The organism is Phycicoccus sp. Soil748, assembly GCF_001428025.1.
Classification (GTDB): Bacteria; Actinomycetota; Actinomycetes; order Actinomycetales; family Dermatophilaceae; genus Pedococcus.
Genome location: NZ_LMSC01000001.1, coordinates 76,637 through 99,296 on the forward strand (window position 1 = coordinate 76,637; position 22,660 = coordinate 99,296).

At 72.1% G+C, this 22,660-nt stretch carries 23 protein-coding genes and 1 pseudogene; 9 read left to right on the forward strand and 15 right to left on the reverse strand.

The window, feature by feature from the left end; all coding sequences use genetic code 11:
* Positions 1 to 30: 30 nt before the first annotated feature.
* Together ASG70_RS20275 and ASG70_RS00335 are read right to left on the reverse strand one after the other, a co-directional pair.
* Positions 31 to 1,912: pseudogene (locus ASG70_RS20275) on the reverse strand (histidine kinase dimerization/phospho-acceptor domain-containing protein); the annotation flags it as partial.
* A 2-nt stretch (positions 1,913 to 1,914) separates the two neighbouring features.
* Positions 1,915 to 2,343, reverse strand: a complete 429-nt coding sequence (locus ASG70_RS00335) for a response regulator (RefSeq protein WP_056881881.1) — start codon at positions 2,341 to 2,343, stop codon at positions 1,915 to 1,917.
* A 224-nt stretch (positions 2,344 to 2,567) separates the two neighbouring features.
* Between ASG70_RS00335 and ASG70_RS00340 the strand changes: the two genes are divergently transcribed.
* Both ASG70_RS00340 and ASG70_RS00345 read left to right on the forward strand, forming a co-directional pair.
* Complete coding sequence (locus ASG70_RS00340; RefSeq protein WP_056881882.1) at positions 2,568 to 3,293, forward strand: response regulator transcription factor; 726 nt, start codon at positions 2,568 to 2,570, stop codon at positions 3,291 to 3,293.
* A complete protein-coding gene (locus tag ASG70_RS00345; RefSeq protein ID WP_156399747.1) occupies positions 3,286 to 3,528 on the forward strand; it encodes a hypothetical protein in 243 nt (80 codons plus the stop codon). The genes ASG70_RS00340 and ASG70_RS00345 overlap by 8 nt, the downstream gene beginning before the upstream one ends.
* A gap of 2 nt (positions 3,529 to 3,530) precedes the next feature.
* Here the strand turns inward: ASG70_RS00345 and ASG70_RS00350 are convergent, their stop codons facing one another.
* The gene (locus ASG70_RS00350) at positions 3,531 to 3,956 is read right to left on the reverse strand and encodes a response regulator (protein ID WP_056881884.1); all 426 of its coding nucleotides are present in this window, start codon (positions 3,954 to 3,956) and stop codon (positions 3,531 to 3,533) included.
* Positions 3,957 to 4,004: 48 nt separating this feature from the next.
* The gene (locus tag ASG70_RS00355; RefSeq protein ID WP_056881885.1) at positions 4,005 to 5,015 is read right to left on the reverse strand and encodes an aminoglycoside phosphotransferase family protein; all 1,011 of its coding nucleotides are present in this window, start codon (positions 5,013 to 5,015) and stop codon (positions 4,005 to 4,007) included.
* A gap of 96 nt (positions 5,016 to 5,111) precedes the next feature.
* On the opposite strand from ASG70_RS00355, the gene ASG70_RS00360 reads away from it, so the two are divergent.
* Together ASG70_RS00360 and ASG70_RS00365 are read left to right on the forward strand one after the other, a co-directional pair.
* On the forward strand, positions 5,112 to 5,483 hold the full coding sequence (locus ASG70_RS00360) for a helix-turn-helix transcriptional regulator (RefSeq protein WP_200949154.1): 372 nt from the start codon (positions 5,112 to 5,114) through the stop codon (positions 5,481 to 5,483).
* A gap of 71 nt (positions 5,484 to 5,554) precedes the next feature.
* The gene (locus tag ASG70_RS00365; RefSeq protein WP_056881886.1) at positions 5,555 to 6,460 is read left to right on the forward strand and encodes a cation diffusion facilitator family transporter; all 906 of its coding nucleotides are present in this window, start codon (positions 5,555 to 5,557) and stop codon (positions 6,458 to 6,460) included.
* Between the two features lie 40 nt (positions 6,461 to 6,500).
* Here the strand turns inward: ASG70_RS00365 and ASG70_RS00370 are convergent, their stop codons facing one another.
* Positions 6,501 to 7,109, reverse strand: coding sequence for a hypothetical protein (locus ASG70_RS00370; RefSeq protein ID WP_082589838.1), 609 nt, complete (start codon positions 7,107 to 7,109; stop codon positions 6,501 to 6,503).
* 95 nt (positions 7,110 to 7,204) lie between these two features.
* Here ASG70_RS00370 and ASG70_RS00375 point away from each other — a divergent pair, with 95 nt between their 5' ends.
* Both ASG70_RS00375 and ASG70_RS00380 read left to right on the forward strand, forming a co-directional pair.
* Positions 7,205 to 8,029: an MBL fold metallo-hydrolase gene (locus tag ASG70_RS00375; RefSeq protein WP_056881888.1), complete on the forward strand. Its 825-nt coding sequence runs from the start codon at positions 7,205 to 7,207 to the stop codon at positions 8,027 to 8,029.
* 99 nt (positions 8,030 to 8,128) lie between these two features.
* Positions 8,129 to 8,449: a GYD domain-containing protein gene (locus ASG70_RS00380; protein ID WP_056881889.1), complete on the forward strand. Its 321-nt coding sequence runs from the start codon at positions 8,129 to 8,131 to the stop codon at positions 8,447 to 8,449.
* Here ASG70_RS00380 and ASG70_RS00385 read toward each other — a convergent pair.
* Positions 8,443 to 8,754 carry a hypothetical protein gene (locus tag ASG70_RS00385; protein ID WP_056881890.1) on the reverse strand — a complete coding sequence of 104 codons (312 nt, stop codon included), beginning with the start codon at positions 8,752 to 8,754 and terminating at the stop codon, positions 8,443 to 8,445. The genes ASG70_RS00380 and ASG70_RS00385 overlap by 7 nt on opposite strands.
* Before the next feature lie 196 nt (positions 8,755 to 8,950).
* Here ASG70_RS00385 and ASG70_RS00390 point away from each other — a divergent pair, with 196 nt between their 5' ends.
* The 3 genes from ASG70_RS00390 to ASG70_RS00400 are packed head-to-tail and all read left to right on the forward strand — an operon-like array spanning position 8,951 to position 11,300.
* Entirely contained in the window at positions 8,951 to 9,718 is a 768-nt protein-coding gene (locus ASG70_RS00390) for an ABC transporter ATP-binding protein (RefSeq protein WP_056881891.1), read from the forward strand.
* A complete protein-coding gene (locus ASG70_RS00395; protein ID WP_056881892.1) occupies positions 9,715 to 10,476 on the forward strand; it encodes an ABC transporter permease in 762 nt (253 codons plus the stop codon). Before ASG70_RS00390 ends, ASG70_RS00395 begins: the two co-directional genes overlap by 4 nt.
* A gap of 44 nt (positions 10,477 to 10,520) precedes the next feature.
* Positions 10,521 to 11,300 carry a MerR family transcriptional regulator gene (locus ASG70_RS00400; RefSeq protein ID WP_056881893.1) on the forward strand — a complete coding sequence of 260 codons (780 nt, stop codon included), beginning with the start codon at positions 10,521 to 10,523 and terminating at the stop codon, positions 11,298 to 11,300.
* A 1,216-nt stretch (positions 11,301 to 12,516) separates the two neighbouring features.
* On the opposite strand, the gene ASG70_RS00405 is transcribed toward ASG70_RS00400, so the two are convergent.
* The 9 genes from ASG70_RS00405 to ASG70_RS00445 all read right to left on the reverse strand — a co-directional run bounded on the left by ASG70_RS00405 (position 12,517) and on the right by ASG70_RS00445 (position 22,471).
* Positions 12,517 to 14,241 (reverse strand): formate--tetrahydrofolate ligase, encoded by a 1,725-nt coding sequence (locus tag ASG70_RS00405; RefSeq protein ID WP_056881894.1) that lies wholly within the window; start codon positions 14,239 to 14,241, stop codon positions 12,517 to 12,519.
* A 63-nt stretch (positions 14,242 to 14,304) separates the two neighbouring features.
* Positions 14,305 to 15,789 carry a M81 family metallopeptidase gene (locus ASG70_RS00410; RefSeq protein WP_056881895.1) on the reverse strand — a complete coding sequence of 495 codons (1,485 nt, stop codon included), beginning with the start codon at positions 15,787 to 15,789 and terminating at the stop codon, positions 14,305 to 14,307.
* Positions 15,786 to 16,499, reverse strand: a complete 714-nt coding sequence (locus ASG70_RS00415) for a copper homeostasis protein CutC (RefSeq protein ID WP_056881896.1) — start codon at positions 16,497 to 16,499, stop codon at positions 15,786 to 15,788. The genes ASG70_RS00410 and ASG70_RS00415 overlap by 4 nt, the downstream gene beginning before the upstream one ends.
* Positions 16,496 to 17,431 carry an ROK family protein gene (locus ASG70_RS00420; RefSeq protein WP_235531274.1) on the reverse strand — a complete coding sequence of 312 codons (936 nt, stop codon included), beginning with the start codon at positions 17,429 to 17,431 and terminating at the stop codon, positions 16,496 to 16,498. The genes ASG70_RS00415 and ASG70_RS00420 overlap by 4 nt, the downstream gene beginning before the upstream one ends.
* A 19-nt stretch (positions 17,432 to 17,450) precedes the next feature.
* Entirely contained in the window at positions 17,451 to 18,371 is a 921-nt protein-coding gene (locus tag ASG70_RS00425) for an SDR family oxidoreductase (RefSeq protein WP_056881897.1), read from the reverse strand.
* Positions 18,372 to 18,428: 57 nt separating this feature from the next.
* Positions 18,429 to 19,961: a SulP family inorganic anion transporter gene (locus ASG70_RS00430; protein WP_056881898.1), complete on the reverse strand. Its 1,533-nt coding sequence runs from the start codon at positions 19,959 to 19,961 to the stop codon at positions 18,429 to 18,431.
* A 91-nt stretch (positions 19,962 to 20,052) separates the two neighbouring features.
* Complete coding sequence (locus ASG70_RS00435; protein ID WP_056881899.1) at positions 20,053 to 20,451, reverse strand: MerR family transcriptional regulator; 399 nt, start codon at positions 20,449 to 20,451, stop codon at positions 20,053 to 20,055.
* A gap of 306 nt (positions 20,452 to 20,757) precedes the next feature.
* Positions 20,758 to 21,546 carry an ABC transporter permease subunit gene (locus ASG70_RS00440; protein WP_056881900.1) on the reverse strand — a complete coding sequence of 263 codons (789 nt, stop codon included), beginning with the start codon at positions 21,544 to 21,546 and terminating at the stop codon, positions 20,758 to 20,760.
* Positions 21,536 to 22,471, reverse strand: coding sequence for an ABC transporter ATP-binding protein (locus tag ASG70_RS00445; RefSeq protein WP_056881901.1), 936 nt, complete (start codon positions 22,469 to 22,471; stop codon positions 21,536 to 21,538). The genes ASG70_RS00440 and ASG70_RS00445 overlap by 11 nt, the downstream gene beginning before the upstream one ends.
* Positions 22,472 to 22,660 lie beyond the last annotated feature (189 nt).

A 22,660-nucleotide genomic window follows, 5' to 3' on the forward strand; every position in this document is an offset into this window, starting at 1 on the left:
ACGGCGCTGGGCCGTCGAGGAGCGGAAGANAGCGGCTGAAGAGCTGGTCCTGCTCGTCCTCGGGTACCCCCATGCCGGTGTCGGCGACGGCAAGGGTCGCCAGCCGGCCCGCGCGCCCGGCCGTCACGGTCACCGACCCACCGTCGGGCGTGAACTTCACGGCGTTGCTGAGCAGGTTGGCCAGGAGCCGCTCCACCTGCGCGGCGTCGGCGAGCACCATGAGCGGCTCGGCGTCCAGCACGAGCTCGACCGACAGGTCGCGGTCGCGCAGGAGGGGGTGCAGGCCGTCGACCGCCTCCTGTGCGCAGGTGCGCAGGTCGAGGTCGCTCAGCTCGAGGCGGGAGGTGCCCGACTCGAGGCGGGAGGCGGTGAGCAGGTCCTCGATGAGCACCATGAGGCGCTGGCCGTTGCGGCGTATGCGGGTGAGCATGTCGCGCTGGTCGGCGTTCACCTCACCACCGATGCCGTCCATGAGCATCTCGGTGTAGCCGACCACGCTGGTCACCGGTGTCCTCAGCTCGTGGCTGACCGACGACACGAAGGTGGACTTGGAGTCGTTGAGCCGGTGCAGGTCGCGCACGAGCTCACGTTCCTTGACCAGGGCCGCCTCGAGCACCTGGCGGGCTGCGTGCTGCTCGGTCGTGTCGACGAGCTGCACCGTGAACATGTGGTCACGGGCGTCACGGCGCAGCGGCGAGAACACCAGCTCGAGCCACCGGGAGGGCTCTCCGGCCAGCTGCACCTCACCGCGCCAGCCCCTACGGTCGCCGGCGATGAGCGCCAGCAGCCCCTCGCGGACCTCCTCACGGCCTGGCTGCAGGAAGTGCCCGAGCCAGTCACCACCGCCGAGGAGCTCCTCGCGCCGTCGTCCCAGCAGGCGGGCGGCGACGTCGTTGAGCTCCACCGCGCGGGGGTGGTCGTCCTCGCAGCGCAGGATGAACATCCCCAGCATCGCGTCGGCGAAGCCCTGGCGGAACAGCTCCTCGCTGTCGGTGACCCGGGCCAGCAGGTCACGGCCCTGCTGCACGGTCAGCGCCAGGGGCAGCACGGTGAACGCGCACACGGCGAGGAACACCTGCACCAGCCCCGAGACCTCGTCGGGGTCGACGCGGCCGCCGGTGGCGGTGAGGGCGAACGGACCGGTGCCGTGCGCGGTGAAGAGGCTGACGACCACCCCGAGCACCAACAGCTGGATGGCGGTCGTGCGCACCGAGTTGCGCAGCGCGCCCCAGACCAGGACGGGTATGGCGACGAAGGCGACCGGCAGCCCGCTGGCAAGGCCGAAGACGACGGAGGAGACGGCCAGCAGCGCCGCCCACTGGACGACCAGCTCCCAGAGCGGTCGTGCCACGGCACCCGCCCGCGCCAGGAACAGCGGCAGGATCACGAGCAGGGCGGCCAGGTGGGCGGCACCGATGGCCCGCCAGGCCAGCAGCAGGTCGCCGCCGGTGAGCGTCGCCGCCGTCAGGCCGCCGACACCGCCCGCGACGAGGGCACCGGCCACCGAGGCGAGAAGCAGCCGGGAGAAGTCGGCCATGGTGCGCAGCGAGCGACCGGGGCCGCCGAGCTCGGTCATGAGCACGACCACCACCGCGCACTCGGCCGTGTTCGCGACGGAGTACCCCAGGGCGGCGCCCGTGGCGCGACCCCCGATGAGGTTGGCCAGGAAGCACACGGCCCAGACGCCGCCGACCATGACCCAGCGACGCCGGGGGCCACGGGCCAGCAGCACCGCGCCGGCGCTCACCCCGGCCGCGGGCCACCATGCGGCCACGGTGCCGCCCCGCGGGGCCAGGGCCACGGACCCGAGCATGAGGACGAAGACGAGCAGCAGCAGCGCCGCACCGAGGACGCCCCGGCGCCACCGGCGGACCGACGCTCCCCAGGGTCGCGCGGCAGCGCTCGCGGTCACGGTCAGTCGCCCGGGATGCCCGGCAGCGAGGGGATGACGACGACCGACGGCGGGTGCAGCTCGGTGCGCTCCATGAGCAGCTGGGTCACCACGGCCATGATGTGGGCCGGGCTGAACGGCTTGGTGATGTAGCTGTTGGCCCCGGCGAGCAGCCCGGCGTCGATCTCGAAGGGAGAGGTGCGCGAGCTCACGAGGATGACGGGCACCTCGAGCAGGTGCCGCTGCCGCCGGATCCACCAGCACACCTCGATGCCGCTCAGACCGGGCATCTGGACGTCGAGCAGGACGATGTCGGGGGACAACGTCTCCAGCATGTGCACGGCCTCGCGGCCGTCCTCCGCCACGACCGTCTGGGCACCCGTGCGACCCACCGCGAGGGAGAGCAGCTCGCGGATGTCCGCGTCGTCGTCGGCGATGAGCGCGAGGGGCATGACACCAGCATTCCTCATCCGGGGCGGGGACGGGCTCGAAGGGTGCAGGGGGTCCCATCGAGCCCGTCCGGTCACTGCGGCCCCGTGGAGGGGAAACCCAGGGCCGTGACCGACACCCGGGGGGTGCCGTGCCCCATCGTGCCCCGCCGCGCATGAAGGAGGCGACGCCCTGCCCCAGCCGCTGCGTGAAGATGCCGTGAAGACGTGGACCTAGACTCGGGCCCATGGCCCGGCTGCTGGTGGTCGACGACGAGGCACAGATCGTGACGGCCCTGACCCGCGCCCTGGAGCGGGAGGGGTACGACGTCGAGTCCTCGCGCACGGGCCTGGACGCCGTGGCGCTCACCGCCGCCGGCTCCCCCGACCTGATCGTCCTCGACCTCAACCTGCCCGACATCGACGGCACCGAGGTCCTGCGGCGCGTGCGCACCTGGAGCAGCGTGCCCGTGCTGGTGCTGTCCGGCGACGGCGAGGAGCAGCGCAAGATCGAGGCGCTCGACGAGGGGGCCGACGACTACCTGGAGAAGCCGTTCGGGCTCGGCGAGCTCCGGGCCCGGGTGCGGGCCCTGCTGCGTCGCGCCGGCGCCACCCCCGACTCGTCGACGGTGACCTCGGACGGCCTGGTGGTCGACCTGGGCCTGAAGTCGGTGTCGCTCGAGGGAGCGACCGTGCGGCTGACCCCCACGGAGTGGCGGTTGCTGCAGCTGTTCGTGTCCCAGCCCGGCAAGCTGCTGACCCACCAGTACCTCATCGGCAAGGTCTGGGGGGCCGGCCACGGCGAGGAGACGCTACAGACGCTCCGGGCGCACCTGCGCTCGTTGCGGCGCAAGCTCGGCGACGACTCCAAGGAGCCGCGCTTCATCCGCACCGAGACGCGGATCGGCTACCGGTGGGTGGCGCCCGTCGCCCCGGCCGCTCGGGAGGCTGGTGGGACGGTGGCCGGTGGCTGACGACGTCGACCACCGGGTGCGCAACATCCTCGCGGCGCTGCGCGGGCACCTCGAGCTGGCTCACGAGTCCGCCACGAGTGGGGTGGCCGGCGGCGACGTCCTCGAGGACCTCACCAACGCGCTCGACACCCTGGGCCGCCTCGAGTCACGGCTGGGAGTCCAGGTCGACACCGGTTCCGGCGCGACGCCCCCGCCGGCCGCCGGCTCGAGGACCCACCAGCCGGACAGACCCTGAGCTCAGGCCCCGGCCAGCTCGACGAGCCGCGGGGGCAGCTCACGATCCGGCTGGGCACCACGGATGGCCCGGGCGACGACCGACACCAGCACCTTGGTCTGGAACGGCTTGCGCACCACTGCCACGGCCCCGGCGGCCAACGCCTGCACCTCCACCTCGGGCTCCACCGAGGCGGTCAGCAGGACCACCGGCACCGTGGAGCCCGACCTCGCCAGCTCGGACAGCACGTCCATGCCGTCGACGTCGGGCATCCGCAGGTCGACGACGAGGCAGTCCGGCGGCTGGTCGGCGAGCCCCCGCAGCGCCGCCGCGCCGTCGGCGACCGAGCTCACGGCAACCCCCACGTGGGCGAAGATGCGCTCGACGAGGACACGGATGTCCTCGTCGTCCTCGGCGACGAGGATGCGCACGCCCCGGCTCTGCACCACCGGCCCCCCTTTGCCTCGATCGCGGCATTTCGGCTCGTGCCAGGATTCTCACACAGGCGGAGCCGCATCGCCGGTGTCCTGCCTGCCGGGGGTCACGACGCTCCCGCCGGTGTCCTGGCTGCCGGAGGCCACGGCGGCGAGGAGGTCGTCGAGCACCCGCCTCGTGTGCGGCTCACTGATGACCTCGCCGACCCACGCCTCGGCGTCGTCCCTCGTCGGCGACCGCCGGTTCGGCGCCAGCCAGTCGCCCGCGGCCGTCTCGGTGATGTGGCCGAGCTGGGCGATGAGCATGGAGAAGTGCCCGCGGCGCGTGACCGCACCGGGTCCCCCGATCTCGGCGTAGGCGCCCGTGAGCGCCCTGGCCCGGCCGGGGTCGGTGCGCCCGAACTCGAAGAGGACGCAGGCGAGCTCGTGGCTCGGATCGGCCGGGCCGCTCTGGTCCCAGTCGACGACGCAGACCCCACCGTCCGCGGCGGGCAGCACGTTGTCGGCCCACAGGTCGCGGTGGCAGGTGCGCAGCTGCGACGGCGGCTCCATCCACCCCTCCAGTGCGACCAGCTCGTCGCGCAGGCCTGCGAGCGGTTCGGCGAAAGGCGCCTGCGCCGCACGCAGCCGGGCGAGCAGCTCGTCCCAGCGCGCGGCGCCGACCGGCGTGTGCGACCACGCGTCCGGCTCGCCGCCGCCGTCGTACGGGACCCGGTGCACGGCTGCCACCACGGCCCCCACCACGGCGGGGTCGAGCAGCGGGTCGGGGGCGCCGAGGTCCACCCAGCCGTGGACCCTCACCTGGTGCGGCCCGCTGTCCGCGAGCACCGCGCCGTCCACGGTGCGCACCACGACCGGCGTCGGCACGCCGGCTGCGTACGCCGCCTCGTGGAAGGCGGTCGCGGTCGCGACATCCCGCTCGGTACGCCGCTCGTGCCCCACCTTGACGGCCCACACGGCGTCGCTGGTCTCCAGGCGCCACACCTCGCCCTGCCGGCCGCGGGCCACCGGCCCGTCGGAGAGCCGCAGGGCGCGCCCCAGCCCGAACCGGTCGGCGACCTCGGCTGCGTCCACCTCCCTACTGCAGCACAGGGACCGGGCAGCGTGCACGGCTTGCGCCACCCCTTCCCTCCATCGACAATCCTCGATGGAGGGAAGGGGTGAGGTGCGATGGCTGACTCGGCGGCGGGTCCTGCCGTGACCGGCTCCGGCGCGCGCCGTGGCTCCCGGGCAGAGGAGCTGCCCGCCGTCCGCGTCGGTGCCACCATGCCGCGGGAGGAGGCCGAGCGCAGGGCGGCCCTCCTCAAGGCGGTGGCGGACCCCGCCCGGCTCCAGGTGCTGGGCATCGTCAGGGGCTCACCCGCCGGTGAGGCCTGCGTGCGGGACCTCGCCGAGGCCGTGGGCCTCAGCCAGCCGACCATGAGCCACCACCTGCGCATCCTCGTGGAAGCCGGCCTGCTCACGCGCGAGCGCCGGGGCACGTGGGCCTGGTACACCCTCGTGCCGGAGCGCCTGGCCCACGTGGGCACGCTGCTCGACTGAGCCAGGCCCGGCCGGAGCCACGGACCGAACGCCTACGATCGAGCCATGCACCCGCTCGAGCAGGCCGCCACGTGAGCGGCGGCCACTCGCACGCGCACGGCCACGCCGGGACCGCCCACCGCTGGCGGCTGCAGGTGGCCTTCGTCCTCGTCGCCGCCTACTTCGTCGTCGAGCTCGTCACCGCCCTCACCTCCGGCTCGCTGGCCCTGCTCAGCGACGCCGGCCACATGGCCGCGGACGTGGTCGCGCTCGGGGCTGCGCTGCTCGCCACGCGGATCGCCACCCGCGCCGACACCACCGGCCGGCGGACGTTCGGCTCCTACCGCGCCGAGGTCTTCGCGTCGGGCCTCGCGGTGCTGCTCATGGTCGCCGTCTCGGTCTACATCGCGGTCGAGGCGGTGAGCCGGATCGGCCGAGGTGCCGACGTCGCCTCCGGCCCCATGCTCGTCGTCGGCGCCCTGGGGCTCGTGGTCAACCTGGTCTCCCTCGTGCTCCTGCGCGGCGGCGCCGCGGAGTCACTCAACGTCAAGGGCGCCTACCTCGAGGTCGTGGCGGACACGCTCGGGTCGCTGGGCGTGGTCGCCGCCGGCGCGCTCGTCGCCTGGACCGGCAGCGCCTGGTGGGACACCGGTATCGCGCTCGCGATCGCCGCGTTCGTCGCCGTCCGGGCGGTGTCCCTGGGCCGCGAGGTGCTCGTCGTCCTCGGCCAGCACGTGCCCGCCGGCATGGACCCCGACGAGGTGGCCGGCGCACTCGGTGCGGTGCCCGGCGTGACCGACGTCCACGACCTGCACCTGTGGACGCTCACGTCCGGCATGAACGTCGCCACCGCCCACCTGGTCACCGCGTCCGGGGTCGACGCCCACGAGGTCCTCGACGAGGCCGGCCGCGTGATGCGCGCGTCGTTCGGGGTGGAGCACGCGACGCTGCAGGTGGAGCCCGACACCCACACCGGGTGCCAGGAGATCACCTGGTGAGGACGCGGGCGCGGTCTCGCGCGAGGGCCAGGGCGAGGTCTCAGCGGACGACCAGCTCCGCGTGCATGCCGTCGGCGTAGTGGTTCGTGAGGTTGCACACCAGCTCGTAGTGGCCCGGCGCGAGGTCCAGGGTCACCCAGCCCACGGCGCCCGACTCGATACCGTCACCCTCCCCGGCCGCGCACGAGCGCGAGGCCTCGCCGAGGCTTCCCGCCTCGTCCACCTTGCCGTCCGCACCGGGCACCCGTCGGCCCTCGACGGCACCTGCCGCCAGGGGCAGGACCACCAGCTCGTGGGTGCGCCAGCCGAGGTTCTCCACCAGGAGGGAGACCGTGCCGGCGGTGATCGTCGTCGGGGTGGCGCGCAGCACCATCCGCGCACCCCTCGGTGCGTCGCCGGAGGCCACCGCGTTCATGCCCATGTCGGACAGCTGCACCCGCACCACCTCGCCCGGTACGGCTGAGGGCGGTGCGCAGGTGAGCCGGCGGTAGGCCATGCCGCTGTCGCCCATCATCCCCGTCCCGGCGCGCGACCCTCCGCCCATCATGCCGCCGCCCGTTCCGTCGGTGCCGCCGCAGGCAGCCAAGGGAAGGGCCGCCACGACCGCGGCGACCGCAACGAGCCGACGACGTCTGCTGAGCCCGGTCACGGGACCAGTCCACGCTCGCCACCAGGCCACGCCAAGGGGCCAAGGTCCCCGCCCGGCCAGGGTATGGCCTCGCGCGGGGTGGGTAGGGAGCGCCCATGGACATCGAGCTGCAGCTGCCCCCGAACCAGGTCGACACCGGCGAGGAGGACTCGGTGCGCTTCATCGGCAACGCGACGGTGCTGCTGCGCTACGGCGGGTTCACGATCCTCACCGACCCGACGTTCGTCCACCGACACGAGAAGGTCGACCTCGGCCACGGCCTCCACGCCACCCGCCTCACCGACCCCGCCATGGAGGTCGAGGAGCTGCCACCGCTCGACCTCGTGCTGCTCTCGCACTACCACGGCGACCACTTCGACCAGGTCGCACAGGCGAAGCTCGACCGGTCGCTGCCCGTCGTCACGACGCCCCAGGCCCGCGACCAGCTGCACGAGGTCGGGTTCAGCCAAGCCGTCGGGCTCGACACCTGGGACACCGCGACGGTGCGCAAGGGCGACCGCCGGCTGCGCATCACCTCCTGCCCGGGCCGCCACGGCCCCGGCATCAGCGACCTGGTGCTCCCCGACGTCATGGGCAGCGTGCTGCAGGCCGACGACGCCGCGGTCTCCACGATCTACGTCAGTGGCGACACGCTCATGTACGACGACCTGGAGCAGATCCCGAAGCGGTACCCCGAGGTCGACCTCGGGCTCTTCCACCTCGGCGGCACCAAGGTGCTCGGGATCATGGTGACGATGGACGCCGAGCAGGGGGTGGAGGCCGTGCGGCTCATCGACCCGAGCACGGCCATCCCCATCCACTTCGACGACTACGACGTCTTCACCTCACCCTTGAGCGACTTCACGCAGGCGGCCGAACGTGAGGGGCTCCGTGACCGCGTGGTGGTGCTGGAGCGCGGGCAGGCCCATCCACTGAGGTGAGGCGAGCGCCCCGGATCTCACCCGCATGGCGGATCCGGCACACCCTCGCGGTGGCGACGCTGGAGGTGCCGGGCCTCGTCGACACCCAGGAGGTATGCCATGGCTCGCTACCTGTTCATCGCCCGCTACGAGAGCTCCGGGATGCAGGGCGTCCTGGCCAAGGGCGGCAGCGCCCGGGCCAAGGTCATCTCCGACGCGGCACAGGCCGCAGGCGGGAGCATGGCTTCGTTCGACTTCGCGTTCGGCGACGACGACGTCTTCACGGTCTGCGAGCTGCCGGACAACCGGGCGGCCGCCGCCCTCGCCATGGCGGTCAACGCCAGCGGGCTGACGCACGTGCGGACCGTCGTGCTGCTCAGCCCCGAGGACGTGGACGCCGCCAGCCATCAGGACGTCAGCTACACCGCGCCAGGTCAGTGACGGGTCGCGGTCAGTGAGGCGGACTGTCCGGCCAGGGTGTCGATCGGCTCCCGCCCACGACTGCGCGGCGACGTCGCGAGGACCACGGCGCCGAGGACGTTGACCAGCAGGAGGGCCACGCCTCCCCACAGGACCAGTGGCTCGAAGCCCGCGACGTCGAAGGTGGTCACGGCGACCGGCACGTCGGCCTGACCCTGCGCCGGCGAGACGACGACCCGCAGCTCGTCCAGCCCTGTGCCTGCGGGCACCTCGAACCTCCCGACCTGCTGGCCCTCACGGTGGGGGCCGTAGGTGAAACGGGCCACCCGCGACCAGTGCTCAAGGTCCTGCGGCTAGACCTCCGGCCCCCAGCGGCGAACTGGTCGAACACGGTGCGGTCGCTCGCAGGACCTTTGCAGGACAGCGCTTTTCGCAACCACCCACCCAAGCCCGGCTTGCGGCTGCACCCCGGTCGAACTGGTGCTTGACCTTGACGCAGGGTCAAGGTTGCACGCTCGTGGCATGACCACGAAACCACCACCGGCCGCCATCCACGTCGAGGGCCTGCAGAAGTCGTTCCAGGCCCTGCACGTCCTGCGTGGCGTCGACCTCGACGTCCCGCCGGGCAGCATCGTCGCCCTGCTCGGGTCCAACGGGGCAGGAAAGACCACCGTCATCAGGATCCTGTCTACCCTGCTCGCCGCCGACGGCGGCACCGCCACCGTCGCCGGGTACGACGTGGCCACGCAACCTGCCGACGTGCGCCGGTCGATCAGCCTCACGGGTCAGTTCGCCGCCGTCGACGAGGTGCTCACCGGACGGGAGAACCTCGTCCTGGTCGCGAGGCTGCGCCACGTCGGCTCACCCGGGACGGTCGCCGACGACCTCCTCCGCCGCTTCTCGCTCACGGAGGCGGGTGGTCGCAGGGTCTCCACCTGGTCGGGCGGCATGCGACGGCGCCTCGACCTCGCGATGAGCCTCATCGGCGACCCGCCGGTCGTGTTCCTCGACGAGCCCACCACAGGGCTGGACCCGCAGGCCCGCGTCGAGGTCTGGGCCGCGGTCCAGCAGCTCGCCTCGGCCGGGACGACGGTCCTGCTGACGACCCAGCACCTCGAGGAGGCCGAGCACCTCGCCGACCGCATCGCGATCCTGCACGAAGGTCGGATCCTCGTGGACGGCACCCTCGCCGAGCTCAAGGCGCTGCTGCCCCCGGCACAGGTCGAGTACGTCGAGAAACAGCCCACCCTCGAGGACGTCTTCCTCGCCCTCACCCAGGAGCACGCATGAGCACTCACTTCGCCGCCGATACCACCGTCCTGCTCGGGCGGTCGATGCGCCACGTCACCCGCAGCCTCGACACGATCATCACGACGGCGGTCATGCCGATCGCGTTCCTGCTGCTGTTCGTCTACGTCTTCGGCGGCGCCATCTCGGCGGGGCCGGGCCGCTATGTCGACTACCTGCTGCCCGGCATCCTGCTCATCACCGTCGCCACGGGCGTCTCCTACACCGCGTTCCGCCTCTTCCTCGACCTGCAGAGCGGCATCTTCGAACGCTTCCAGTCGATGCCGATCGCACGGTCCTCGGTGCTGTGGGCACACGTCCTCACCTCGGTGCTGGCCAATGCCATCTCGCTGGTGCTGGTCCTGCTCGCCGCCCTGCTCATGGGGTTCCGCAGCGGTGCAGGAGTGCTGGCGTGGCTGGCCGTCGGCGGCATCCTGCTCGTGTTCACCCTGGCGCTGACCTGGATGGCGGTCGTCCCCGGCCTGACCGCGAAGTCGGTCGACGGGGCCAGTGCCTTCTCCTACCCGCTGGTCTTCCTGCCGTTCGTCAGCTCCGCCTTCGTCCCTACCGCGAGCATGCTCGGGCCGGTGCGTGCCTTCGCCGAGCACCAGCCGGTGACCTCGATCGTCGACACGATCCGGAGGCTGTTCGCCGAGCAGCCGGTCGGCGGCGACATCTGGGTGGCCCTCGCCTGGTGTGTCGGGGCCCTCGTCGTGGCCTACTTGCTCGCCATGGCGACCTATCGCCGCAAGGCCGCCTGACGGATGTGCGTGGACCCGTCCCGGCTCGGTGGTGGAATGGCGGCATGCTGACGATCAGCCAGCTCGCCGCGTACGCGGGGGTGACCGTGCGTGCCGTGCGGCACTACCACGCCAAGGGCCTGCTGCCCGAGCCCGAGCGGGACCACTCGGGCTACCGGCGGTATGACGCCGCGGCCGTCGTGGAGCTGATCCGGATCCGCACGCTCGCCGAGGCCGGCGTGCCCCTGTCACGGGTCCGCGCGTTGCTCGAGGCGGAAGAGGACGAGTTCGCGGCGGCGGTCGACGACATCGACCGCCGCCTGCGCGCGGAGATCCGCGAACGCCAACGCCACCGGCAACGCGTCGCCCAGCTCGTGGCCGGTGAGAGCCTCGCCCTGCCTGGGGAGGTCGTCGCCTACCTGGACCGGTTGCGGGAGCTGGGGTTTCGCGAGCGGCTCATCGAGGTCGAGCGCGACAGCTGGATCCTCATCGCCGCACAGATGCCCGACCAGGTCGCTGGGCTCATGTCGATCAAGCGGCAGCAGGTCGAGGTGCCCGAGATCCGCGAGCTCTACCGCGACCTCGCGGACATGGTCGACGTCGGCCCCGATGACCTGCGCCTGCCCGAGCTGGCCGACCGCGCGGTCGCGTTCATCGAGGCGGCCGCCGCAGAGTCCGAGGGCGTGGAGGACCCCTTCCCGATCAGCGACGACCTGGTGGAGCTGCTCGACGCGGCCTTCCTCGAGCTGGTGCCCTGCGCGCCACGGCTGTTGGAGCTGCTCGAGGAGCGGGGCTGGACCGGGTGGACCATGATCCGGCGGGTCGAATCACCCTCCGGGACCTAGGAACCCACAGCACCGATGCGGCGGCGAGGACGGCGAACAGGACCAGGGCCGGTCCGTGCACCGGGTTGAGTGCAGGCACCCAGCGCGCGAGGTGCAGCACCAGCAGCACCGACAGCGTCCACCACGGCCAGCGCCGGCGCGAGCCCGTCAGGTCCCACAACAGCGCCCCTGCGGCGACCCCCGCCGTGTAGTAGCGGTTCGTCCCGGGGTCGAGCGCCAGCCGACTGGCCATGACCAGCAGGGGCACGCCGGTGAGCCGTCCACGGCGCAGGGCCGCCAGGCCGAGCGCCACGCCCACGAGGGCCTGCAGTGGCCGGTCCCAGGGCGGGGTGCGCGCCGACGTCACGTGCAGGACGCGCAGGCCGGACATCGCGGTGTTGACGATCGTGTAGTGGAGAGCACGGACGGTCCGGGGATCGGCGAGGAAGAACGGCAGCCACCCCGCGAGCACCCCGACGGCAGCGACCCCCTCACCGACGAAGCGCGCACGCTGTGAGGCGAGGGCCAGGAGCACCACGGCCAGAGGCAGTGCCCAGGGCTTGGAGTCCACCGCAGCGGCGACCGCCAGGCCGGCCAAGACGGGACGACCCGACTGGACCAGGGCGAGTGCCGACAGGCCGAAGGCCAGCGCGAGGACGTCGTCGAGGTGGACCGAGGAGACCGCGGCATACAGCCACACCGGCGCGAAACACGCTGCGGCGACGAGGAACTTCTCCTTGGAAACGGCTTCCGGTATTCGTCCCGCCGAGGTCGTCGCCCGCAGGGCGACGCGGCGGACGAGCAGGAGCACGACGGCGCCGAGTCCCGCTCCCACCACCTGCGCGGCCAACAGCGACCGCCCGTCGGTGACCCGCGCGAGGCCCCAGGCTGCGGCGAGGGCGAGGGGGCCGATCTGCAGGAGCGGGTGCTCGGCATACACGTGCAGCCCCGCCCGCGAGCCGTCATCGAGGTCGCCGAGCACTCCCCCGCCGAGGACGAAGAAGTGCCAGGACGCGCCGCCCCGGCGGACGTCGGCGGCGAACCAGGCGGCGCACCAGAGGGCGGCGGCGGCAGCCCCCATCGCCGGCCAGTGCACCCGTGTCGAGCCAGCCGACCTGGCCGGCTCCCGGAGCGCCCTGGCCCGCGGTTGCGGGCCGAGCTCCGTCATACCTGCACTGTGTGCCGCCGATCCTGAAGGGAGGCTGTGCCCCGACCGGACCGTCAGCGCGGTGCGTGGTCAGAAGAGCCCGACGACCTCACCGGTCTCGCCGAGGTCGATGCGGGTGGCTGCCGGGTGCCTGGGCAGTCCCGGCATCGTCCGCATGTCACCACTGATCGCGTAGACGTAGCCCGCGCCGGCCGCGGCACGCACCTCCCGCACCGGCATCCGCCAGCCACGAGGGACGCCGCGCAGGCTGGGGTCGGACGACAGCGACAGGTGCGTCTTGGCCACCACCACGGGGAAGGCGCCGTACCCGAGCAGCTCGAACCGGTCGAGGTCCTTCGCGGCCGCCGGCGCGAAGTCGACCCCGTCGGCACCGTAGACGCCGGTCGCCAAGGCCTCGATCTTGTCGCGCAGCGGTGCGTCCAGCTCGTAGGTCGGGCGGAAGTCGTGCTCGTCGGCGCAGGCCTCCACCACTGCCCGGGCGAGGTCGCGTGCGCCCTTGCCGCCGTCCGCGACGTGCGTCGAGACCGCGACGCGCACACCCTCCTCCTCCGCCACCCGGCGGATCACGTCGACCTCGGAAGGCGCGTCGGAGGGGAACGAGTTCACGGCCACCACCGGGGACACCCCGAACGACCGGACGATCTCGATGTGGCGGCGCAGGTTGTCCGCGCCGGCCAGCACCGCGCGCGGTCGCTCCTCGAGCATCTCCGGCGGCAAGGGCCGGCCCGCGACCACGGCGTAGTGGCCCGAGTGCGCCTTGAGCGAGCGCACCGTGGCGACGAGCACCGCGGCGTCCGGCTGCAGCCCCGACACCCGGCACTTGAGGTTGAAGAATCGCTCGGCTCCCATGTCGGAGCCGAACCCCGCCTCGGTGAGCAGGTAGTCGCCGGTGTGGATCCCGATCCGGTCAGCGATGACCGAGGAGTTTCCGGTCGCGATGTTGCCGAAGGGCCCGGTGTGCACGAGCACCGGCGTGTTCTCGGTGGTCTGCAACAGGTTCGGCTGCAACGCGTCCTTGAGGATGACCGCCATGGCTCCCGCGGCCTGCAGGTCCTCGGCGGTGACCGGGTGGCCGTCACGGGTGAACCCGACGACGATGCGACCGAGCCGCGCCCGCAGGTCCTGCAGTGAGGTCGCGAGGCCGAGGATGACCATGACCTCGCTGGCCGCCGTGATGTCGAACCCCGACTGCCTGGTGACCCCGTCGACTCGCGCGCCCAGCCCCTCGACGATGTTGCGCAGGGCCCGGTCGTCGACGTCGAGCACCCGTCGCCAGGAGATGCTGGCGGGGTCGAGGCCGAGCTCGTTGCCGTGGTGCAGGTGGTTGGCGACCATGGCGGCGAGGAGGTTGTGCGCCGCCGTCACGGCGTGGAAGTCCCCGGTGAGGTGCAGGTTCAGCTGCTCCATCGGCAGCACCTGGCTGTACCCGGCCCCGGCGGCGCCGCCCTTGATGCCGAAGGTCGGCCCCATCGACGGCTGGCGCAGGGCGAGGGTCGCGCGGTGCCCGAGCACCGCCAGCCCCTGCGCGAGCCCGACTGCCGTCGTGGTCTTGCCCTCACCCAGCGGGGTGGGCGTGATCGCGGTGACGACGACGTAGCGCGCCCGCGGCCGGTCGGCGAGGTCGGCCATGGTTCGCAGGTCGATCTTGGCGACGTGGCGCCCGTACGGCTCCAGCCGCTCGACCGGGATGCCCGCCCTCTCGGCGACCACCGTGATCGGGTCGAGGTGCGCCGCCCGCGCGATGTCGAGGCTCGTCGGGAGCGCCGTACCCTGCCTGCTCTCCTCCCCGCCCATGGCGCCACTGTGGCGTCGTCACGACTTCGCGGCTAGGGCCCTTGTCCCCTGCCGCGGGACGGCTCAGTCGGGTTCGTGCAGGACGCGGACCGCGAGGTCGGGCGGTTCGGAGAAGGCGTCGAAGGGGTGCATCGGCCGCATGATCCGGGAGTGCCCGAGACGCTCGAGGTCCTGGTCCACCGGGCCTGGTGTGAGCGCCAGCGTCCAGCCCTGCGCGATGTCGTGCAGGGTCGGCTCGAGGTAGCCGATCTTGGTCACGACGACACCGGCGTCGGTGGGCTCGAGGCCGATCGCCCGGAAGTCCGCGGTGTCGTGGAAGGCCTTGCGGAACTCGGTGACCACGGCGCGGATCCCGCCGCAGCGGACCACCGCGATGCGGCCGGCGTCGGGGTCGCCCTCGTGCAGGCTGACCAGCTCGCCCTCGATGCGGACCGGACCACAGACCCGGTCGTCGACCCTCGCCCCCGCGGTCACTGCGACCGTGTCGCCGGGTCGGGCTGCGAAGAGCTCCTCGATGGCGACCTCGTCGAAGATCGACGCCACGTGGACGACGGGCGAGTCGTCGCGGGTCAGCTCGGGCATGGCCAGCAGCTCGGTCAGCGCCCAGGTCACGTCACCCGTGCCTCCGGCGCCGGGGTTGTCGCCGCTGTCGCTGACCAGGTAGGGACGCGCCCCGCCGCCGGCCACGTGCCCGAGCCCGGCCCGGACCCCCTCCACCAGCGTGCCCGTCGGGCCGACGAACGCGAACTCGTCCCGCGCGTCCCACAGCCGGTGGGCCAGGGCGGCGGCGTGAACCGCGACCACCTGCGCGTCCCCCCCACTGACCAGAACCGAGGCGTGGCAACGAGGTTCGTCCGCCCACGCGTACCCGATCCAGATGGAGGCATCCGTGACGCCCGGCTGGCGCTCGACGTCGGCGAGCCCGGCGTACAGGCTGCGGGCCGGCTCGACGCGGGTGGACGTCTTCTCCCCCGGCAGCAGGATCGGCACGCGCACCCAGGCGCGGTGCGGGCGACCGCCACGGTCCAGCCAGCGCAGGAGGTTCCGGGCCGCCCGTTCGCGCGTCTCCCACGCGTCCTCGTGCGGTGCGAGCCGGTATGCCGTTGGCAGGTCCACGCCGAGGGCGAGGCGCTCGGAGACGTTGCCGTGCAGGTCCATCGGGGCCGAGATGAGCGGCGTGGTGCCGATGACGTCGCGGATCGCGTCGACCAGGTCGCCCTCCGCGTCGTCCATCCCCTCCACGCTCATGGCGCCGTGGATGTCGAGGTAGAGGCCGTCGAGCGGACCCGCCTCGGCGAGGCCGGTGAGGATGCGGCTGCGGAAGTCGTCGTAGACGTCGCGGCGCACCCGGCCCCCGGGGATCGAGCGCGCGTAGAACACGCCGACCCACTCGGCCGCATCGCCGAGCGGTGTCCCGGGGGCGAGGAAGTCGTAGCGCTCGACCACGGCGTGCCCCTCGCGGACGTCGAAGTCGCGGTACCCGGCCCGGTGGGCGGCATAGATGCTCGACTCGATGGCCATGCCCGCGATGGCGACCCTCGGTGTCATGGGTCCATCCTGCCGACGGCCGCGAGGACCGCGCGGACCTCGTCGGCGGACGTGCCGTAGGGCTGCGTGCCGTGGGGAGTCGGCGACGACGCCGGTGCGCGCAGGTGCACCTCGGACACCCCGGTGCGCTCCACCAGGGCGGCGACGTTCCCCGACCGGACACCGCCGGCCGCGAGCACGGTCAGGCGGTTCCGCGCGTGACGGACGAGGTCTCGGAGGCTGTCGTGGTGGTCCGCCGCCGGGCCCGGCCCGCCTGCCGTGAGGACCCGGTGCACTCCCAGCCGGGCGAGCACGTCGAGGGCGGCGTACTGGTCGGGCACCTCGTCGAAGGCCCGGCTGAAGGTGACGGGCGAGCCACCGCAGGCCGTGACGAGCTCGCGGGTGGCATCCTCGTCGACCCGACGGTCCGGCGTGAGGGCGTTGACCACGAACCCGACCCGTACGGCGGTCGGGAGCCGGCGGACCGCCGCGATGTCCGCGAGCATCGCGGCGACCTCGTCGGCGTCGTAGCTGAAGCAACCACCCCGCGGGCGGATGAGGACCTGCACGCCGACCCGACGGACGCTCGCCAGCGTCGTCCCCACCATCCCGATGCTCGGGGTGGTCCCACCCTCGAGCAGGTCGGCGCACAGCTCGACACGGTCGGCCCCGTAGGCCTCAGCGGTGCGGGCGCCGGCGACGTCGTCGACGCAGATCTCGACCATCGTCATGGCTGGTCCAGGTCGCTGCGACCCGCGGCCCGGAAGGCGAGCACCGCTGCCCCCAGGCGGCCGGCCCGGTCGCCCAGCTCGGTCAGCACGACCGGGGGCCGGTCGCGCCAGGCGAGACCGTCATCCATCTTCGCGGTGAGCGGTTCGAGGAGCGTGGCGCCCGCCCTCGAGAGCCCTCCCCCGAGCACGATCACCTGGGGGTCGAGCAGGATCGTCAGGACGTCGAGGCCCTGGGCGAGGACCGTCACGGCCTCGTCCCAGAGGCGGTCCGCAGTGGGGTCGGACCCCAGGGCAGCGACCACCTGCTCGGCGGTCAGCACGCGGCCTTCCCGCGCGGCATACCGTCGGGTGAGGGCGCCTGCGGAGGCGTAGGCCTCGAGGCAGCCGCGCTGCCCGCAGGGGCAGGTCTCGCCGTCCGGCACCAGGGGGATGTGGCCGAACTCCCCTGCGGCACCGGTGAACCCGGTCACCACGCGACCGTCGACCACGACCGCGGCTGCCACCCCCGTGCCGAGCGGCACGAGCACGAAGCTGTCCGAACCCCTCCCCGCGCCGAACAGCTGCTCCGCCACCCCGGCGGCGCGTACGTCGTGCCCGACCGCGACCGGCAGGTCCGTCGCCTCGCCCAGCAGGTCGCGCAGCGGCAGGTCCCGCCAGCGCAGGTTGGACGCGTAGCGCACCACGCCGCGCTCCTCGTCGACCGAGCCGGGGGTGACCACGCCCGCCCCGACCGGCGTGGCACGCGCGTCGGCCGCAAGGCCCGACAGGTCGCCCAGGAGTCGAGTCAGGCCGGCCACCACGTCCTGGTCGGGCGTGGGCACCGTACGGGTGGCGAGCTCACGACCGGCGCCGTCCACGACGGCCCCCTTCATGGCGCTGCCGCCCAGGTCGACGGCCAGCACGGCCGGGGAGGTCGTCGCGGTCGCCGTCACCGCCGCAGCGTACCGAGCGTCAGCGGTACCTCTCGATGGTGTCCGGATCCTCTTCCGTCCAGCCGTGGTCCGCGATGAGGCCCCAGCAGTCCGGTCTCGAGCCGTCGACATCGGTGACGTCGTAGGCGTCCGCGAGCTGGCGGGCGGTGACCACCTGACCGACGAAACGCCCTCGGTGTTCGTCGGCGGCCAGCGCAGCCACGCCGCGGGCCACGTAGGTGGGTGACTCGGAGATGGCGAAGCTCGGCTCCTTGCGACAGAACTCCCGCCACGTCTGCTCCGTGACACCGAAGCCCTCCAGCATGCGCTCCGACCGCATCCAGCCGGGGGTCACGCCGACCGCAGTGACGGAGGTGTCACGCAGGTCGCGAGCGAAGTTGCGCACCAGCCGGTCGACGCCGGCCTTGACGAAGTCGTAGTAGAAGCCGACTCCGGGACGGTCGCCGGCGTTGGCCTCGCTGGTGCCGTCGGTCATCTCCACGAGTAGGCCGTCCCCGGAGTCCAGCACGAGGGGCAGCGCCACCGCCGCGGTGATGACGTGCGTCTCGACCCCCATCCGCAGCATCTTCAGGCCGCCCTCGAGGTCGTGTTCCCAGAGGGGTGTCTGCCACTCGGCATATCGGTCCCCGCCGAAGATGTCGTTGACGAGCACGTCGAGCCGGCCCTGCTCGGACCGGATCCGGTCGACGAGCGCTCGCACGGCCTCGACGTCCTCGTGGTCCACCCGGAGCGCCGAGCCGCGACCGCCGGCTGCCGAGATGAGCTCCCCCGTCTCCTCGATCGTCTCGGGCCGCTCCATGTCGGAGGGACCCGACTCCCGACTGGAGCGGCCCGTGGCGTAGACGAACGCGCCGGCGCGCGCCAGCTCGACGGCCACCGCGCGCCCAGCACCCCGCGTCGCCCCTGCCACCAGGGCCACCCGGCCCGAAAGGTCTCCCATGGCTGTCCCCCAACGTCGACGGGTCCAGCATGCCACCGGACCCGGGGCCGCCCGTCGTCAGTGGGAGCCGACGAGGTGCCCGGCCAGACGTTCCCGACGCTCGTGGCTGGCGTCGTTGAGGCCGATGATGCTGACGTTCTTCCCCTTGGCCGCGTACCTCGTCTGGATGGCGTCGAGGGCGGCGACCGTCGACGCGTCCCAGATGTGTGACTGCGTCAGGTCGATGACGACGTTCCGGGGGTCGCCGACGTAGTCGAACTGGGTGACCAGGTCGTTGCTGGAGGCGAAGAACAGCTCACCCACCACCGCGTACACCCGGGTGTCCTCGTCGGGGTGCGCCACGTCGACGACCTCGGTGAAGTGGGCGACGCGGCGCGCGAACAGCACCATCGCGACGAGCACGCCGACGACGACACCGATGGCCAGGTTGTGGGTCGCCACGACGACCGCGACGGTGACGACCATGACCAGGGTCTCGCTCCGGGGCATGCGGCGCAGGGTCGCGGGCCGGATGCTGTGCCAGTCGAAGGTGCCGACCGCGACCATCACCATCACCGCGACGAGGGCAGCCATCGGGATCATGCCGACGACGTCGCCCAGGCCCACGACGAGGACGAGCAGGAAGACGCCGGCGAGGAACGTGGAGAGGCGCGTCCGGGCGCCGGAGCCCTTCACGTTGATCATCGTCTGGCCGATCATGGCGCAGCCCCCCATCCCACCGAAGAACCCGGTGATGATGTTCGAGGCGCCCTGGCCCCAGGCCTCACGAGTCTTGGGCGAGTGGGTGTCGGTGACGTCGTCGACGAGCTTGGCGGTCATGAGCGACTCCATCAGGCCGACGAGCGCCATGCCCAGCGCGAACGGGCCGATGGTCGACAGGGTCTCCAGCGTCAGCGGCACGTGGGGAAGCCCGAGGGTCGGCAGGCTGTCGGGCAGCTTGCCCTCGTCACCCACGGTGGGCACGGCGATGGCCGCGGCGACGGTGAAGACCGTCAGGCCCAGGATGGCGACCAGGGGGGCGGGCACGACGCTCGTGACCCGCGGCAGCAGGACGATGACGGCGACGCCGACGGCCACCAGCGGGTAGACGCCCCACGGGACCCCGATCAGGTGCGGGAGCTGGGCCAGGAAGATGAGGATCGCCAGTGCGTTGACGAAGCCGACCATGACCGACCGGGGGATGAAACGCATGAGCTTGGCGACGCCGAGCAGGCCCAGGACCACCTGGATGGCTCCGGCCAGGATCACCGTCGCGACGAGGTAGTCCAGCCCGTGCTCGCGCACCAGCGGCGCGATCACCAGCGCCACGGCCCCGGTGGCGGCAGAGATCATCGCCGGCCGACCTCCGAGGAACGCGATGGAGACCGCCATGGTGAACGAGGCGAAGAGGCCGACGCGGGGGTCGACCCCGGCGATGATCGAGAACGAGATCGCCTCCGGGATCAGCGCCAGTGCGACGACGAGACCGCCGAGCACCTCGGTGCGCAACCGCTGGGGCGAGCGCAGGGCGGCCCGGACGGAGGTGACGTCGCGTTCGCGGGCGCGCTCGGTCGCACGGACCGGCGCAGGACTGGGTGGGACAGCAGACAAGGGGGTGCTCCTCTGGGGAAGGACGGGGTGGAGGGGCCCGTAGGGGGCCGGCCCTGGCACACCGTTGTGCGAAGGCGGAATGTCTTGGTGGCTAGTGCGTCTCGTCGCGCAGCTGGTCGGCGAAGGCCTGGGCGCTGTCGACCTTCTCGCGCAGGTCAGCGAGCTTGTGCTCGACCAGCGACTGGTAGGTGGCCAGACGCTCCACGAGGGAAGCGCGGGTCCTGGCCGACAGCCTCGGACCGGCCAGGCGCTCCCTGACCTCGATCAGGTCGCGCATCTCCTCGAGGGTGAAGTCGAGCGGCTTCATCCGCTTGATGAGCAGCAGCCGCGCCACGGCGTCCTCGGAGTAGAGGCGGAAGCCTCCAGTGCTGCGCTCGGCCTCCGGCAGGAGGCCGACCTCCTCGTAGTGGCGGATCGTGCGCAGGCTGAGCCCGGTCCGGGCTGCGACGTCGCCGATCTGCAGGCGGTGCCCGGCGGGTGCGTGGGTCATCAAGCTCTTTCGACGAGGGACTGCAGGAAGCGGGAGCGGGACCGTCACCCACTCACTGGCGTACGGCGCGACGAGGCCGTGCGCCGCTCCAGACTCTACCCTCACGTGAGGGTAGAGTCGAAATGATGTTCCTAGCGGCCTTGGACCGCGTCGGCCTGGGGTCCCTCGGGGAACGGGTAGGGCGTTGGGCTCCGGTGACAAGACCGTTTCACGCCTCGTCCACATCCTGTGCCCCTTGGGGTTGTCTTTGGACCAGGACGCCCCGTGGTGGCCGCGGCCACCGGCCGCGATGTGACCCGTCCGGGTCTAGCGCAGGTCGAGCCGGTCGAAGCTCCAGACAGCGACTCCGGCGATGACGGCGATGGTGAGGGCGAGTGCCGCGAGGGACGTCAGCGACAGACCGTTCTCGACCTGGTTCTGGCCGACCGACCAGTACAGGGGTGAGAACAGGCGCAAGCGGTCCACCCAGGCGACGGTGCCGGCCAGGGAGCTGACGACATACGAGGCAGCTGCGGCCGCTGAGGCGACGCCGATGGCGGCCCCCCGGTTGTTGGTGAGGCACCCGATGGCAAGGGCCAGGCATCCGAAGAGAAAGGCGGTCAGTGCGACGCCGAGCGTGACCCCGGCAAGTCCCGGCCACGGAGGCTGGAGCTGGTAGAAGCGGCCGACGAGGTCGGCTGCAAGGGTCGTCAGGGCCACTGGCGTCGACAGCACGCCCAGGGCCAACAGCTTCTGGCCCAAGAGCGTGCGTCGGCTCAATGGCAGGGCGGCCAGCAGGCCGAGGCGTTCATCGTCGTTCTCCCCCGCCACGGCTGCCGCTCCATAGCCGATCGTGAGCAGCAGTGCAGACAGGGGGACGATGTTGGCGTAGAGGTTTGCGTTCAACCACCCGGCGGGCGAGGTCAAGGACCCGGAGACGCCGAAGAGGGCAGCAACCGTGGGGTTGCCCCGCATCAGCTGGTCAAGTGACGTGTCATGCCTGAACGACGGGTAGAGCACGACGATCAGCAGGGCGTAGGCACCGGTTCCGAGCGCGTACGCCCACAGACCGCGCCTTCGCAGCCGCAGGTCCAACCGGGTCAGGTCAGTTCGCATGGGTCATCCGTCCCATCGGCCCGTCCTCGTAGAACGAACGGAAGATGGCATCCAGTGAGACCGGTCGGGCGGTCAGGTCGACCACGCCGAGGGGCGCTGCTGCATGCAGGAGCGCGCCGAGCTGGCCGGTGACCTCGAGCCGCACCCTCGTGGCGGTCACGTCGAGGGCGCGAACACCCGGCACGGCCAGCACGGACGAGGGGTCCGTGGGTCCCGCGAAGTGCAGCTCGACCAGGCGTGGTGCTCGTGTGCGCAGGCTGTCCACCGTGTCGACGCCGACCAGCTCGCCCGCGCGGATGATCGCGACCCGGTCCACCACACGGTCCACCTCGTCCAGGTCGTGCGACGAGAGGAACACGGTCGCGCCCTCGCAGACCCGTTCATGGACCAGCTGCTCGAACTCGTCCTGGAGCAGCGGGTCCAGTCCGGAGCTGGGCTCGTCCAGGACCAGCAGGTCCGGCCGGTGCATGAAGGCCAGCACGAGACCGATCTTCTGCCGGTTCCCCTTGGAGAGAGAACGGATGGGACCGTCGAGCTCCACCTTCAACCGCCCCACCAGCCGGTCGATCTCCCGTGGTTCCACACCACCTCGGACGCGCGCCACGCGCCCGATGAGCTCGCGGCCACTGAGGGAGGGGAACAAGGCGAGCTCACCGGGCAGGTAGCCGATACGCCGTCGCACCACCACGTCCAGACGCGGGTCAGACCCGAACACCTCGACCACCCCCGCCGTGGGCAGCAGCAGTCCCATCAACAGCCGGATCGTCGTGGACTTACCTGCCCCGTTCGGACCCAGGAATCCCAGCACCTCCCCCGGCAGCACCCGCAGCGTCACGTCCCGGATGCCTCGTCGCCTGCCGTACCGCTTGGTCAGCCCGTGCAGGTCGACGGCCGCCTCGGAGTCCGACCCGGGGTGTACCCGCATAGCCAAACGCCCCCAACCATATCGTTGCCTTAATCAAGCATTGCACAACGCAACGGTTTTTCCCAGTAGCCAGAGCTAGCCAGATGACACATGAATGCAAAGTCTCCGACCGCCCGATCTTCATGAGGGGCGGCGAGGGTGGAGTCGAGGGCGGAGCCCACAGTCGTGCGTCCGCCCTCACCACTGTTC

Excerpts from the sequence above, each read along its gene's own strand:
- ASG70_RS00360 (WP_200949154.1), top strand. The coding sequence starts at position 5,112 with ATGGCTGACTCGGCGGCGGGTCCTGCCGTGACCGGCTCCGGCGCGCGC.
- ASG70_RS00375 (WP_056881888.1), top strand. The coding sequence starts at position 7,205 with ATGGACATCGAGCTGCAGCTGCCCCCGAACCAGGTCGACACCGGCGAG.
- ASG70_RS00335 (WP_056881881.1), bottom strand. The coding sequence starts at position 2,343 with ATGCCCCTCGCGCTCATCGCCGACGACGACGCGGACATCCGCGAGCTG.
- ASG70_RS00415 (WP_056881896.1), bottom strand. The coding sequence starts at position 16,499 with ATGACGATGGTCGAGATCTGCGTCGACGACGTCGCCGGCGCCCGCACC.
- ASG70_RS00410 (WP_056881895.1), bottom strand. The coding sequence starts at position 15,789 with ATGACACCGAGGGTCGCCATCGCGGGCATGGCCATCGAGTCGAGCATC.
- ASG70_RS00405 (WP_056881894.1), bottom strand. The coding sequence starts at position 14,241 with ATGGGCGGGGAGGAGAGCAGGCAGGGTACGGCGCTCCCGACGAGCCTC.
- ASG70_RS00435 (WP_056881899.1), bottom strand. The coding sequence starts at position 20,451 with ATGACCCACGCACCCGCCGGGCACCGCCTGCAGATCGGCGACGTCGCA.
- ASG70_RS00390 (WP_056881891.1), top strand. The coding sequence starts at position 8,951 with ATGACCACGAAACCACCACCGGCCGCCATCCACGTCGAGGGCCTGCAG.
- ASG70_RS00380 (WP_056881889.1), top strand. The coding sequence starts at position 8,129 with ATGGCTCGCTACCTGTTCATCGCCCGCTACGAGAGCTCCGGGATGCAG.
- ASG70_RS00400 (WP_056881893.1), top strand. The coding sequence starts at position 10,521 with ATGCTGACGATCAGCCAGCTCGCCGCGTACGCGGGGGTGACCGTGCGT.
- ASG70_RS00340 (WP_056881882.1), top strand. The coding sequence starts at position 2,568 with ATGGCCCGGCTGCTGGTGGTCGACGACGAGGCACAGATCGTGACGGCC.
- ASG70_RS00445 (WP_056881901.1), bottom strand. The coding sequence starts at position 22,471 with ATGCGGGTACACCCCGGGTCGGACTCCGAGGCGGCCGTCGACCTGCAC.
- ASG70_RS00440 (WP_056881900.1), bottom strand. The coding sequence starts at position 21,546 with ATGCGAACTGACCTGACCCGGTTGGACCTGCGGCTGCGAAGGCGCGGT.
- ASG70_RS00425 (WP_056881897.1), bottom strand. The coding sequence starts at position 18,371 with ATGGGAGACCTTTCGGGCCGGGTGGCCCTGGTGGCAGGGGCGACGCGG.
- ASG70_RS00395 (WP_056881892.1), top strand. The coding sequence starts at position 9,715 with ATGAGCACTCACTTCGCCGCCGATACCACCGTCCTGCTCGGGCGGTCG.